The sequence below is a fragment of the Streptomyces sp. NPDC038213 genome (assembly GCF_055600495.1).
On the sequence record NZ_JBVJYM010000002.1, the window covers coordinates 219,201 to 232,371 of the forward strand.

11 protein-coding genes are annotated in these 13,171 nt (G+C 71.2%); 9 read left to right on the plus strand and 2 right to left on the minus strand.

Annotated elements, in window-relative coordinates:
- Nucleotides 1-15 precede the first annotated feature (15 nt).
- A complete protein-coding gene (gene aceE / locus ACZ7JZ_RS03700) occupies nt 16-2,748 on the minus strand; it encodes a pyruvate dehydrogenase (acetyl-transferring), homodimeric type (RefSeq protein WP_470932796.1) in 2,733 nt (910 codons plus the stop codon).
- 446 nt (nt 2,749-3,194) lie between these two features.
- Here aceE and ACZ7JZ_RS03705 point away from each other — a divergent pair, with 446 nt between their 5' ends.
- The 6 genes from ACZ7JZ_RS03705 to ACZ7JZ_RS03730 all read left to right on the plus strand — a co-directional run bounded on the left by ACZ7JZ_RS03705 (nt 3,195) and on the right by ACZ7JZ_RS03730 (nt 7,629).
- Complete coding sequence (locus tag ACZ7JZ_RS03705; protein WP_470932798.1) at nt 3,195-3,629, plus strand: DUF3052 domain-containing protein; 435 nt, start codon at nt 3,195-3,197, stop codon at nt 3,627-3,629.
- A 126-nt stretch (nt 3,630-3,755) separates the two neighbouring features.
- Complete coding sequence (locus ACZ7JZ_RS03710) at nt 3,756-4,214, plus strand: peroxiredoxin (RefSeq protein ID WP_470932800.1); 459 nt, start codon at nt 3,756-3,758, stop codon at nt 4,212-4,214.
- A 132-nt stretch (nt 4,215-4,346) separates the two neighbouring features.
- Complete coding sequence (locus tag ACZ7JZ_RS03715) at nt 4,347-4,922, plus strand: TerD family protein (RefSeq protein ID WP_403982984.1); 576 nt, start codon at nt 4,347-4,349, stop codon at nt 4,920-4,922.
- 104 nt (nt 4,923-5,026) lie between these two features.
- Nucleotides 5,027-5,602 (plus strand): TerD family protein, encoded by a 576-nt coding sequence (locus tag ACZ7JZ_RS03720; protein ID WP_470932802.1) that lies wholly within the window; start codon nt 5,027-5,029, stop codon nt 5,600-5,602.
- A 47-nt stretch (nt 5,603-5,649) separates the two neighbouring features.
- Nucleotides 5,650-6,780 (plus strand): DUF475 domain-containing protein, encoded by a 1,131-nt coding sequence (locus ACZ7JZ_RS03725; protein ID WP_470933382.1) that lies wholly within the window; start codon nt 5,650-5,652, stop codon nt 6,778-6,780.
- Nucleotides 6,781-6,888: 108 nt separating this feature from the next.
- Nucleotides 6,889-7,629 (plus strand): TerD family protein, encoded by a 741-nt coding sequence (locus ACZ7JZ_RS03730; protein WP_470932804.1) that lies wholly within the window; start codon nt 6,889-6,891, stop codon nt 7,627-7,629.
- Between the two features lie 21 nt (nt 7,630-7,650).
- On the opposite strand, the gene ACZ7JZ_RS03735 is transcribed toward ACZ7JZ_RS03730, so the two are convergent.
- Entirely contained in the window at nt 7,651-8,442 is a 792-nt protein-coding gene (locus ACZ7JZ_RS03735) for a TerD family protein (protein ID WP_470932806.1), read from the minus strand.
- Between the two features lie 188 nt (nt 8,443-8,630).
- On the opposite strand from ACZ7JZ_RS03735, the gene ACZ7JZ_RS03740 reads away from it, so the two are divergent.
- The 3 genes from ACZ7JZ_RS03740 to ACZ7JZ_RS03750 are packed head-to-tail and all read left to right on the plus strand — an operon-like array spanning nt 8,631 to nt 13,167.
- The gene (locus ACZ7JZ_RS03740) at nt 8,631-9,794 is read left to right on the plus strand and encodes an HpcH/HpaI aldolase/citrate lyase family protein (RefSeq protein ID WP_470932808.1); all 1,164 of its coding nucleotides are present in this window, start codon (nt 8,631-8,633) and stop codon (nt 9,792-9,794) included.
- Nucleotides 9,791-12,337, plus strand: a complete 2,547-nt coding sequence (locus tag ACZ7JZ_RS03745; RefSeq protein WP_470933384.1) for a phosphoribosyltransferase — start codon at nt 9,791-9,793, stop codon at nt 12,335-12,337. Before ACZ7JZ_RS03740 ends, ACZ7JZ_RS03745 begins: the two co-directional genes overlap by 4 nt.
- The gene (locus tag ACZ7JZ_RS03750) at nt 12,334-13,167 is read left to right on the plus strand and encodes an HAD family hydrolase (protein WP_470932810.1); all 834 of its coding nucleotides are present in this window, start codon (nt 12,334-12,336) and stop codon (nt 13,165-13,167) included. The genes ACZ7JZ_RS03745 and ACZ7JZ_RS03750 overlap by 4 nt, the downstream gene beginning before the upstream one ends.
- Nucleotides 13,168-13,171 lie beyond the last annotated feature (4 nt).

Genomic DNA, 13,171 nt, shown 5'->3' on the forward strand with positions numbered 1-13,171 from the left:
GCCGCGGTCCGAGTGCTACGCGTCGCCGCCCGCGGCGCCCGGGTCGGCCGCCGCCACGTCCAGCAGCTGGTAGCGGTCGATGGCCTGCTTCAGCACCGACCGGTCGATGCGGCCCTGCTTCGAGAGCTCGGTCAGCACCGCCAGGACCACCGACTGGGCGTCGATGTGGAAGTACCGGCGGGCCGCGCCGCGCGTGTCCGCGAAACCGAAGTCGTCCGCGCCCAGCGAGGCGTACGGGCCCGGGATCCAGCGCGAGATCTGGTCCGGTACCGCCCGCATCCAGTCCGAGACCGCCACGAACGGCCCCTCGGCCCCGGAGAGCTTCCGCGTCACGTACGGGACGCGCTGCTCCTCCTCCGGGTGCAGCAGGTTGTGGCGCTCTGCGTCCACGGCGTCGCGGCGCAGCTCGTTCCAGGAGGTCGCCGACCAGACGTCCGCGGAGACGTTCCACTCCTCGGCCAGGAGCCGCTGGGCCTCCAGCGCCCACGGCACGGCCACGCCCGAGGCCATGATCTGCGCCCGGGCGCCGCCGGGGGCGCCCGTCGAGACGCGGTGGATGCCCTTGAGGATGCCCTCGACGTCCACGTCCGCCGGCTCGGCCGGGTGCTGGATCGGCTCGTTGTAGACGGTCAGGTAGTAGAAGACGTCCTCGGCGTCCGGACCGTACATCCGGCGCAGGCCGTCCTTGACGATGTGCGCGATCTCGTACCCGTACGCGGGGTCGTACGCCACGCAGCCCGGGTTCGTGGAGGCCAGCAGCTGGGAGTGGCCGTCGGCGTGCTGGAGGCCCTCGCCCGTCAGGGTGGTCCGGCCCGCCGTGGCGCCCAGGACGAACCCGCGGGCGAGCTGGTCGGCCATCTGCCAGAACTGGTCGCCCGTGCGCTGGAAGCCGAACATCGAGTAGAAGACGTAGACCGGGATCAGCGGCTCGCCGTGCGTCGCGTACGCCGAGCCCGCCGCGATCAGCGAGGCCGTGCAGCCGGCCTCCGAGATGCCGTCGTGCAGCATCTGGCCGGTCGGGGACTCCTTGTACGCGAGGAGCAGCTCGCGGTCGACGGCCTCGTACTGCTGGCCCAGCGGGTTGTAGATCTTGGCGCTCGGGAAGAACGAGTCCATGCCGAAGGTCCGGTACTCGTCCGGGGCGATCAGCACGAAGCGCTTGCCGATCTCCTTGTCCCGCATCAGGTCCTTCAGCAGGCGGACGAAGGCCATGGTGGTGGCGATCGACTGCTGGCCCGAGCCCTTGCGGACGGCCGCGTAGGTCTTGTCGTCCGGCAGCTGCAGCGGCTTGGCGCGCACCACGCGGGTCGGTACGTACCCGCCCAGCGCATTGCGCCGGTCGTGCATGTACTGGATCTCCTCGGAGTCCCGGCCCGGGTGGTAGTACGGCGGGGCGCCGCCCTCCAGCTGCGCGTCCGTGATCGGGATGTGCAGGCGGTCGCGGAAGCGCTTGAGGTCGTCGACCGTCAGCTTCTTCATCTGGTGCGTGGCGTTGCGGCCCTCGAAGTTCGGGCCCAGGGTCCAGCCCTTGACCGTCTTCGCGAGGATCACCGTCGGCTGGCCCTTGTGGGCGCGGGCCGCCGCGTACGCCGCGTAGATCTTCTTGTGGTCGTGCCCGCCGCGGCCCAGGTGGAGGATCTGGTCGTCGGACATGTTCTCGACCATCGCGCGCAGGCGCTGGTCGTCGCCGAAGAAGTGGTCGCGGATGTACGCGCCGGTCTCGGTGGCGTAGGTCTGGAACTGCCCGTCCGGGGTGGAGTTCATCCGGTTGACGAGGGTGCCGTCGCGGTCCTGCGCGAGCAGCGGGTCCCAGGAGCGGTCCCAGATCAGCTTGATCACGTTCCAGCCGGCCCCGCGGAACTGCGACTCCAGCTCCTGGATGATCTTGCCGTTGCCGCGGACCGGGCCGTCGAGGCGCTGGAGGTTGCAGTTGACCACGAAGGTCAGGTTGTCCAGGCCCTCGCGGGCGGCGAGCGACAGCTGGCCGAGCGACTCCGGCTCGTCCATCTCGCCGTCGCCGAGGTACGCCCAAACGTGTGACTTGGAGGTGTCCGCGATCCCGCGCGCCTCCAGGTAGCGGTTCATCCGGGCCTGGTAGATCGCGCCGAGCGGGCCGAGGCCCATCGAGACCGTCGGGAACTCCCAGAAGTCCGGCATCAGGCGCGGGTGCGGGTAGCTCGACAGGCCGTACGGGGCCTTCGACTTCTCCTGGCGGAACGCGTCGAGCTGCTGCTCGGAGAGCCGGTCCAGCAGGTAGGCGCGGGCGTAGATGCCCGGGGAGGCGTGCCCCTGGAAGAAGATCTGGTCGCCGCCGTCGCCCTCGTCCTTGCCCCGGAAGAAGTGGTTGAAGCCCACGTCGTAGAGGGAGGCGGAGGAGGCGAACGTGGCGATGTGGCCGCCGACGCCGATGCCGGGGCGCTGTGCGCGCGAGACCATCACGGCGGCGTTCCAGCGGGTGGCGTTGAGGACCTTGCGCTCGATCTCCTCGTTTCCGGGGAAGAACGGCTCGTCCCTGGTCGCGATGGTGTTCACGTAGTCCGTGCTGCGCATCTCGGGCACGGCCACGCGCTTCTCGCGGGCCCGCTCGATCAGCCGCAGCATCAGGTAGCGGGCCCGCTCACGGCCCCGCTCGTCGACGGCGGCGTCCAGGGAGTCGAGCCACTCCCGGGTCTCCTCCGGATCGAAGTCCGGGACCTGGCTCGGAAGGCCGCCAATGATGATCGGATTGCGATCGGATGCGGAAGCCACGCTGTTCCTTCACTGTCGGGGGAGTCGTGTCCTGGGTCACACCGCCTCCCATCGTGTACCGCTGTGCCGGGAATCGTCATCTTTACCGCTAGGTAACTCCTGGAAAAGATCCATCCGGGCGGAGGAACGGGGCGGTAGGCGGACGGTCCGGACAACTGGCACCTTACGCCCGAGCGGCCCAGGGGCTTCGCAAGGCCGTTCGTCCCCCAAAGAGGTACGAAAGTCCTCAAGGGCTGCCCGTCGCGCCGCAATGGTGTGGCATGAATCACCGGAGGCCATCACGAGAGTGCCAGGAGTTGCGGCGAGACGGCCCCAATCGTCACCGTTTAGACGGTCACGGCCGTCGGGCTACTTGCGCGATCCGCCGCGCCCGTGTGGACTACGCCCAATGCTGCGCGTACGCGCGCGGCCAGAAGACATCACCGAACACGAGCAGGAGGCAACCCGTGAGCGCGACCGCGGACCACGCGGAGACCAGCCTGGCCGCCCGGCTGGGCTTCCAGTCCGACCAGGTGGTCCAGGAGATCGGCTACGACGACGACGCCGATCAGGACTTCCGTGAGGTTATCGAGGACCAGATCGGCAGCGACCTCGTGGACGAGGACTACGAGGACGTCGCAGACGCCGTGGTCCTCTGGTTCCGGGAGGACGACGGCGATCTGACGGACGCCCTGGTCGATGCCACCGAGCTGGTCGACGACAATGCGCTGATCCTGCTGCTGACGCCCAGGACCGGCCGCCCCGGCTACGTCGAGGCCAGCGACATCAACGAGGCGGCCCAGACCGCCGGCCTCTCGACGAGCAAGCCGGTCAGCGTCGGCAAGGACTGGACGGCGAACAAGCTGGTCACCCCGAAGACGGCCAAGTCCGGCAAGCGCTGACCAGCGCGGCAGCCGAAGGACGCGCAGCCCCCGCCGACCCCCCGGTCGGCGGGGGCTGCGCGCTTCCGGGGCGGGCGCTCGCCTAGGCTGGCCCCACCCGAACAGCCCAGCGAAGGGATGCGAGAGATGGCGATCGAGGTCGGCAGCAAGGCCCCGGACTTCGAGCTCAAGGACAACCACGGCGCCACCGTGCGGCTCTCCGACTTCCGCGGGGAGAAGAGCGTCGTCCTGCTCTTCTACCCCTTCGCCTTCACCGGCGTCTGCACCGGCGAGCTCTGCGAGCTGCGCGACCAGCTCCCGCGCTTCCAGAACGACGACGTCCAGCTCCTGGCCGTCTCCAACGACTCCATCCACACCCTGCGCGTCTTCGCCGAGCAGGAGGGCCTGGACTACCCGCTGCTGTCGGACTTCTGGCCGCACGGCGAGACCTCGCGGGCCTACGGGGTCTTCGACGAGGACAAGGGCTGCGCGGTCCGCGGCACCTTCGTGATCGACAAGGACGGCATCGTCCGCTGGAGCGTCGTCAACGGCCTGCCGGACGCCCGCGACCTGAACGAGTACATCAAGGCCCTCGACAGCATCTGATCCTGCGCGGGAACCTGGGAAATGCCTGGCAAATACCGGTACGGACCGGGAACCCGTCACTAGGATCGGACCGTTGATCCGGTTAGCAACAGCAGGACGGGGCCACCGCCCCGCACAACCAATGGAGGACCCGTGGGAGTCAGCCTCAGCAAGGGCGGCAACGTCTCTCTGACCAAGGCCGCCCCCAACCTGACGGCGGTCATCGTCGGCCTGGGCTGGGACGCTCGTACCACCACCGGCGTCGACTTCGACCTCGACGCCAGCGCCCTGCTGGCCAACGACCAGGGCAAGGTCACCAACGACGCCAACTTCGTCTTCTTCAACAACCTGAAGAGCCCCGACGGCTCCGTCGAGCACACCGGTGACAACCTCACCGGTGAGGGCGAGGGCGACGACGAGCAGATCAAGGTGAACCTGGCCGGCGTCCCCGCCGACGTCCACCGCATCGTCTTCCCGGTCTCGATCTACGAGGCCGAGAGCCGCCAGCAGAGCTTCGGCCAGGTGCGCAACGCCTTCATCCGCGTGGTCAACCAGGCGGACAACGTGGAGCTCGCCCGCTACGACCTCTCCGAGGACGCCTCGACCGAGACCGCCATGGTCTTCGGCGAGCTGTACCGCAACGGCGCCGAGTGGAAGTTCCGCGCCATCGGCCAGGGCTACGCCTCGGGCCTGCGCGGCATCGCGCAGGACTTCGGCGTCAACGTCTGAGCCGCGCCGCAGCAGCAGGACCGTCCGGCGCCGTGCACCCCGTGTGTGCGGCGCCGGACCGCTTTGCACACCCGTCACACTCAGTCTTCCGGGGAGGACCAAGAATGGGCGTCACACTCGCCAAGGGGGGCAATGTCTCCCTCTCCAAGGCCGCACCGAACCTGACCCGGGTGACCATCGGGCTCGGCTGGGACGTGCGGTCCACGACCGGCGCGGACTTCGACCTCGACGCCAGCGCCCTGCTCTGCCGGGACGGCCGGGTGCTCGGGGACAACTACTTCGTCTTCTACAACAACCTCCGCAGCCCCGAGGGCTCCGTGGAACACACGGGCGACAACCTCACCGGTGAGGGCGACGGGGACGACGAGTCGATCAACATCGACCTGACCCTGGTGCCGGCCCATGTGGACAAGATCGTCTTCCCCGTCTCCATCCACGACGCCGACGCCCGCCGCCAGACGTTCGGCCAGGTCACGAACGCCTTCATCCGGGTGGTCAACATGGCGGACGGCCAGGAGCTCGCCCGCTACGACCTCTCCGAGGACGCGTCCAGCGAGACCGCGATGATCTTCGGCGAGGTGTACCGCTACGGGGGCGAGTGGAAGTTCCGTGCAGTGGGGCAGGGGTACGCGTCGGGTCTGCGGGGCATCGCTCTAGACTTCGGGGTCAACGTTTCGTAAAGCGCCCCGCAGGCGCGGGGGGACCCGTACACAACGATGGGATGCCAGTGGTTCTGAAAACCTTCGGCTGGTCGTTCGCCGTGACGGCGGCCGGCCTTGCCTTCGCCGCGTGGCAGTGGGGGTGGGAGGCCTTCGGGATCGTCCTGATCCTGTCGATCCTCGAAATCTCGCTGTCCTTCGACAACGCGGTCGTCAACGCCGGAATCCTGAAGAAGATGAACGCCTTCTGGCAGAAGATCTTCCTCACCATCGGCATCCTCATCGCCGTGTTCGGCATGAGGCTGGTCTTCCCGGTCGCGATCGTCGCCATCAGCGCCAAGGTCGGCCCCATCGAGGCGGTCCAGCTGGCCATGGACAACCCCGAGCGCTACGAGGCGCTGGTCACGGACGCCCACCCGGCGATCGCGGCCTTCGGCGGCATGTTCCTCCTGATGATCTTCCTCGACTTCATCTTCGAGGACCGGGACATCAAGTGGCTCGGCTGGCTGGAGCGCCCGCTGGCCAAGCTCGGCAAGGTCGACATGCTGTCGGTCTGCATCGCCCTGATCATCCTGCTCGTCACGGCGATGACCTTCGCGACCAACGCCCACACCAGCACCGGGTACGCGGACAAGTCCGCGACCGTCCTGCTCTCCGGGGTCGCCGGCCTGATCACGTACCTGATCGTCGGCGGCCTCTCCTCCTTCTTCGAGAACAAGCTCGAGGAAGAGGAGGAGCGCGAGCACGAGGCCGAGGAGAAGGCCAAGGCCGAGGGCAAGGAGGTCTCCGCGCTGGGCCTCGCCGGCAAGGCGGCCTTCTTCCTCTTCCTCTACCTGGAGGTCCTGGACGCCTCGTTCTCCTTCGACGGGGTCATCGGCGCCTTCGCGATCACCAACCACATCTTCTGGATGGCGCTCGGCCTCGGCATCGGCGCCATGTACGTCCGGTCGCTCACGGTCTACCTGGTCCGCCAGGGCACCCTGGACGACTACGTCTACCTGGAGCACGGCGCGCACTACGCCATCGGCGCCCTCGCCGTCATCCTGCTCATCACCATCGAGCACGAGATCAGCGAGATCATCACCGGCCTCATCGGCGTGGTCCTGATCGCCGCGTCCTTCCTCTCCTCGGTGCAGCGCAACCGGCGGCTGGAGGCCGCCGGGGAGAGCGCCGACGAGGGGGCCAAGGCCGGGGTGTGACCCGGCCGCGAATGCGGAACGCTTCCTCCGGGGGGCGGCCGGGCGGGTCCACGGACCCGGCGGCCGCCCCCCGGCCTTTATGCATCCATACGATCCTGGGGGGCAGGGATGGGGTTCTTCGACGGCCTGCGCGGCGCCCGCGCGGCACAGTTCCAGTCGGGCAGCGCATCGTCCAACGCGATCGAGCTGACCAAGAGGCAGCCCGCGGTCTCGCTGACCAAACAGGGGGCGGTGACCGGCAACCTCCGCGTGAACCTCTCCTGGCGGATGCGCACCTCCGACTTCGGGGGCCGCTCGGGCCAGAGCGGGCAGCTCCTCCGCCATCCGTTCAAACTCTTCAAACCCGAGATCGTGCAGGCCCACACCCAGGGCATGGTCAACGTGGACCTGGACATCGGGTGCCTGTACGAGCTCATGGACGGCAGCCGGGGCGTGGTCCAGCCGCTGGGCAACTTCCTGGGCGACCTCAACGCCCCGCCGTACGTGAAGCTCAGCGGGGACGACCGCTTCGGCGCCCCCTCCGGCGAGACCCTGTTCGTCAACCTGGACCACGCCGACAAGATCAAGCGCCTGCTGGTCTTCGTCTACATCTACGACCAGACCCCGGCCTTCGACCGCACCCACGCCCTGGTGACCCTCTACCCCAGCACGGGCCCGCGGATCGAGATCGCCCTCGACGAGCGCCAGCCGCAGGCCCGCTCCTGCGCGGTGGTCATGCTGGAGAACGTGCGGGACGAGCTGGTCGTCCGGCGCGAGGTCCGCTTCGTGTACGGCTTCCAGGCCGAGCTGGACCGGCTCTACGGGTGGGGCCTGCAGTGGGGGCGGGGCTACAAGACCACCAAGGCGTGAGCCGGCGCCCCGGCGGGCGGCTCAGTGCCGGATGAACTGCGGGCCCTGCGGCGGCAGCCGGAAGACGCCGCCCGGGGCCGGCGCCGGGGCCGGGAAGCGGACGGGCGGGCCGGCCGGCGCGGGCGGGTTCTGCGGGCCCGGGGGCAGCTGCGGGCCGCGCTGGGCGATGGCCTGGGTCGGCTGCATGGACTGGGTGTGCACCGGGGCCCCGGCGGCGCCCGCGTCCCCGGCGCCCGCCGCCGCGTCGCTTCCGCCGCCGTTCTCGTCCACCGAGATGCCGTGGTCGGTGGCGAGCCCCACCAGCCCGTCGGAGTAGCCCTCGCCGAGGGCGCGGAACTTCCACCCCTCGCCCCGGCGGTACAGCTCCCCGCAGATCAGCGCGGTCTCCGCCCCGGTCTCGGGCCGTACGTCGAAGTAGGCCAGCGGCTCCGAGCCGCCCGTACCCGTGGCGTCGTACAGCAGTACCCGCAGGTCGCGGACGTGCTCGAAGGGCACGTCCTCCGCCGAGGCCACCACGAGCACCCGGTCGACCACGGGCGGTACGGAGGCCAGGTCGGCCTGGATGGCGTCCGTGACCTCCTCGCCCAGCAGCTTCTTGCCGAGCCGCCAGACCGCGCCCGACGGGTGCCGGGGCTGGTTGTAGAAGACGAAGTCCTCGTCGGAGCGCACGCGCCCGTCCCGGCCCAGGACCAGGGCCGAGGCGTCCACGTCGGGCACCCCCGGGCCGTTGGTCCAGCGCAGCACCGCCCGGACCGCCGTGGGCGTCACGGGGATGTTGGAACCCTTCTGCATCGCGTGCGTCATGCCGGTCATCCTGCCCTCCCGGAGCGGGGCGGGACAATGCGACCCCCCTGTCCGGCCCCTTGTCCTCGGAGCGGGTCCTGGGCATGGTGCAAGAGGGTTACCCGAATTTCATTAACTTGAGGAACTCTTGACACTCATTCGTACGTACTATTACCGGCCATGCCAGTCGGGCCGCCACAGCAGTACGGGGGAAGCACATGCGTCATTTCGGGCACGTGGCGCCTGCCATCCGCAGGGAGCTCTTCCACCAGGAGCCCTGTGAGTTCACCGCCGCCTCCCCGGCCCGCATCCTGGCCGCCGCCCTCGGCGCCACGCTGTACAGCCCCGCCACCCGCCCGCAGCTCGCGGACGACGTGCGCAAGCAGGCCGCCCGCGGAGTGGTCTCGATGGTCCTCTGCCTGGAGGATTCCATCGGCGACGCCGAGGTGGCCGGGGCCGAGGAGAACCTCGTCCGGCAGTTCGCCGAGCTCGACCGGGAGGGCGGGGAACTCCCGCTGCTCTTCGTCCGGGTCCGCCGTCCCGAGCAGATCGGCGACCTCGCCGCCCGCCTGGGCCCCTCTGTCCGTCTTTTGGCCGGATTCGTACTTCCGAAGTTCACGAAGGACCGCGGCGGGCCCTTCCTGGACGCCGTGGCCGCAGCGGAGGCCGCCTGCCGGCGCCGCTTCTTCGCCATGCCCGTACTCGAGTCCCCCGAGCTGCTCCACCTGGAGACCCGGGCCGAGGCCCTCGCCGGGATCTTCCGGCTCGTGGACCGGCACCGGGACCGGGTCCTCGCCCTGCGCCTCGGCGTCACCGACTTCTGCTCCGCGTACGGGCTGCGCCGCACCCCCGACATGACCGCCTACGACGTCCGGATCGTCGCCGGGGTCATCGCCGACGTGGTGAACGTGCTCAGCAGGGCCGACGGCACCGGCTTCACCGTCACCGGACCGGTCTGGGAGTACTTCCGCAGCCAGCAGCGGATCTTCAAGCCCCAGCTGCGCCGCAGCCCCTTCCTGGACGGCCAGGCCGAGGAACTGCGCACCGCCCTCATCGAGCACGACCTCGACGGGCTCCTGCGCGAGATCGAACTCGACCGGGCGAACGGGCTGCTCGGCAAGACCTGCATCCACCCCGCACACGTCACGCCCGTGCACGCCCTGTCCGTGGTCTCCCACGAGGAGTTCAGCGACGCCCAGGACATCCTGCGGCCGGAGCGGGGCGGCGGCGGAGTGCTGAGATCGGCTTATACGAACAAGATGAACGAGGTGAAGCCGCACCGGGCCTGGGCCGAGCGCACCATGCTGCGCGCCGAGGTCTTCGGGGTGGCGAAGGAGCAGGTCGGGTTCGTGGACCTGCTCACGGCCGGGCTCTCGGTCTGAGCCCGGGGACGACGAGGGAAGAGACAGTCATCAACGACGACACGGTGTGGTCGGGCACGTGGGTCGCCCAGCGGCTCGGCGTCCGCCTGGAGCAAGCCGAACGGGACCGGGAGGGTCCGCGGCTCGCGGACCTGCTCGGGCTGGCCCTGCGCCGCAACCCCAAGCGGGCCCATCTGCTGGTCTCCCGGGTGCTCGGCAAGCACGTGCCGCAGTCCCCGGAGACGGTCTACCGGGCCGGGCACGGGCTCGGCGTCCGCGTCGCGCGGCTGCTCGGCCCCGCCGAGGCCGCGCGCGCCGTCGTCCTCGGGTACGCGGAGACGGCGACCGGGCTGGGCCACTGCGTGGCCGACGGCCTGGGCGGCCCGGCGGTCTACCTGCACTCGACCCGGCGCCCGGTCGCCGGAGTGGACCCGGCCGGCGGTTTCGAGGAGTCCCACTCCCACGCGACCTCCCACCTGCTGCTCCCCGAGGACCCGGCCCTGCTGGCCGGAGACGGCCCGCTGGTCCTCGTGGACGACGAGTTCTCCACCGGCAACACGGTCCTCAACACCGTCCGCGACCTGCACGCCCGCTACCCGCGCGAGCGGTACGTGATCGTGGCCCTGGTCGACGTCCGGGCCCCGGCCGACCGGGCCCGCCTGGACGCCTTCGCGGCGGAGCTGGGCGCCCGCATCGACCTGGTCGCCCTGGCGACGGGCACGGTCCGGCTCCCGGAGGGGGTGCTCGCGAAGGGCACGGCCCTGGTCGAGGAGTACGACGGGCACGAGGAGGCCGCGCCCGCGCCCGCGCCCGTACCCGCGCCGCAGGTCGAGCGGGTGGACCTGGGCTGGCCCGCCGGGCTGCCCGACGGCGGGCGGCACGGGTTCACCGCCGCGCACCGCGAGGCCCTGGACCGGGCCCTGCCGCAGTTGGCCGGGCGGCTCGCCGCCGCCCTCGGGCCCCGGCCCGGCCGGGTGCTCGTCCTCGGCAACGAAGAGCTCATGTACGCCCCGCTGCGCCTCGCGCAGGAGCTGGAGCGCTCCGGGGCCGCCGCCGAGGTCCGCTTCTCCACCACCACGCGCTCGCCCGTGCTGGCCGTGGACGACCCCGGCTACGCCATCCGCACCCGGCTGGTCTTCCCCGCCCACGACGACCCGGCCGACGGCCCCGGCGAGCGGTACGCCTACAACGTGGCCGGCGCCGGCTTCGACGCGGTCGTCGCCGTCGTGGACTCGGCGGGGGACACCCCGGCCCTGCACGCCCCCGACGGACTGGCCGCCCGGCTCGCCCCGCACACCGGCCGCGTGCTGCTGGCCGTCGTACCCGCGTACGCCCCGACCGGCGCCCGCGCGGGAGCGCAGCCCGCACCCGGTGCCACCGCCGGCGCCCCCTCCCACCGGCAGGAGCCGAAGATGCTGCCCGAGCCGCTCCGCGGACCCGACTTCTCCTCCTACCCCGCCGAGGACGTCGGCTGGCTGCTCCAGGACCTCTCGGCCGTCGCGCTGGAGGCCCCCACCGAGGAGCGGGAGGAGGCCATTCAGGCGGGCGGCGCCCACTACGCCGAGTCCCTGCCCGTCGAGTACCAGCCCAGCCCCCAGTACCAGGAGCTCTACCGGGCCGCCCTCGACTCCTCCGCCCGCCGCATCGCGCAGGCCGTCGGCACCGTCACCGAGACCGTCCTCGCCGAGCGCACCCCCTCCCCGGTGCTGGTCTCGCTGGCCCGCGCCGGCACCCCCGTCGGCGTGCTGATGCGCCGCTGGGCGGCGTACCGGCACGGGCTCGACCTGCCGCACTACGCCGTGTCCATCGTGCGCGGCCGCGGCATCGACGCCAACGCCCTGCGCTGGCTGGCCGCCCACCACGACCCGGCCGACGTGGTCTTCGTCGACGGCTGGACCGGCAAGGGCGCCATCACCCGCGAACTGGCCGCCGCCCTCGGGGAGTCGGAGGAGTTCGCCGCCTTCGACCCCGCGATCGTGGTCCTGGCCGACCCCGGCGGCTGCGTGGACACGTACGGCACCCGCGAGGACTTCCTCATCCCCTCCGCCTGCCTCAACTCCACCGTCTCCGGGCTCATATCGAGGACCGTGCTGCGCGCCGACCTGGTCGGCCCGCAGGACTTCCACGGGGCGAAGTTCTACCGCGAGCTCGCGGACGCCGACGTCTCCGTCGCGTTCGTGGACACCGTCGCCGCACTCTTCCCCGAGGTCGCCGACCCCGTGGCCGCCGAGGTCAAGGAGCTGCTGGCCGCGGACCGTTCGCCGACCTGGGAGGGCTGGGCGGCCGTGGAGCGCATCAGCGAGGAGTACGGCATCCACGACGTGAACCTCGTCAAGCCGGGGGTCGGCGAGACCACGCGGGTGCTGCTGCGCCGCGTCCCCTGGAAGATCCTCGCCCGCCGCGGAGCGGGCGCCGACCTGGGGCACGTACGGCTGCTCGCCGAGCAGCGCGGGGTGCCCGTCGAGGAGGTGGACGGCCTCCCCTACACCTGCGTGGGACTCATCCACCCCCGGTACACACGGGGCGCCACGGGCGCCGACGGAAAGGCGGTGGTCACGAAGTGACCGTCCTGATCGCGAGCGATCTCGACCGTACGCTCATCTACTCGACCGCGGCGCTGGCGCTCGGCATGCCCGACGCCGCCGCACCCCGGCTGCTGTGCGTGGAGGTCCACGAGAGCAAGCCGCTCTCCTACATGACCGAGACGGCCGCCGGACTGCTCGCGGAACTCGGCGCGGCGCCGGGCGTGGTGTTCGTCCCGACCACCACCCGCACCCGCAAGCAGTACCAGCGCATCCGCATCCCCGGCCCCGTCCCGCAGTACGCGATCTGCGCCAACGGCGGGCAGCTCCTCGTCGACGGGGAGCCCGACCGCGACTGGCGGCGGGCGGTCAGCGGCCGGCTCGCCAGCGAGTGCGCCCCGCTGGAGGAGGTGCGCGCCCACCTGCGCGCCACCGCCGACCCGGCCTGGCTGCGCAAGGAGCGGGTGGCCGACGACCTGTTCGCGTACCTCGTCGTCGAGCGGCCGCTGCTGCCGCCGGACTGGGTCAAGCAGCTCGCCGAATGGGCCGGGGCCCGCGGCTGGACGGTCTCCCTCCAGGGCCGCAAGATCTACGCCGTACCGCGCCCGCTCACCAAGAGCGCGGCCATGGCCGAGGTGGCCCGGCGCACCGGCGCCGCCCTCACCCTCGCCGCGGGCGACTCCCTCCTCGACGCCGACCTGCTGCTGGCCGCGGACCGGGCCTGGCGGCCGGGCCACGGGGAGCTCGCAGACGCCCACTGGAGCGCGCCGCGGGTCACGGCGCTCGCGGAGCGGGGCGTGCTCGCGGGCGAGCAAATCGTGCGCGAGTTCGCCCGTGCCGCGTACGCGGACGGGGTGTGCTCGGCAGACTGAGCCC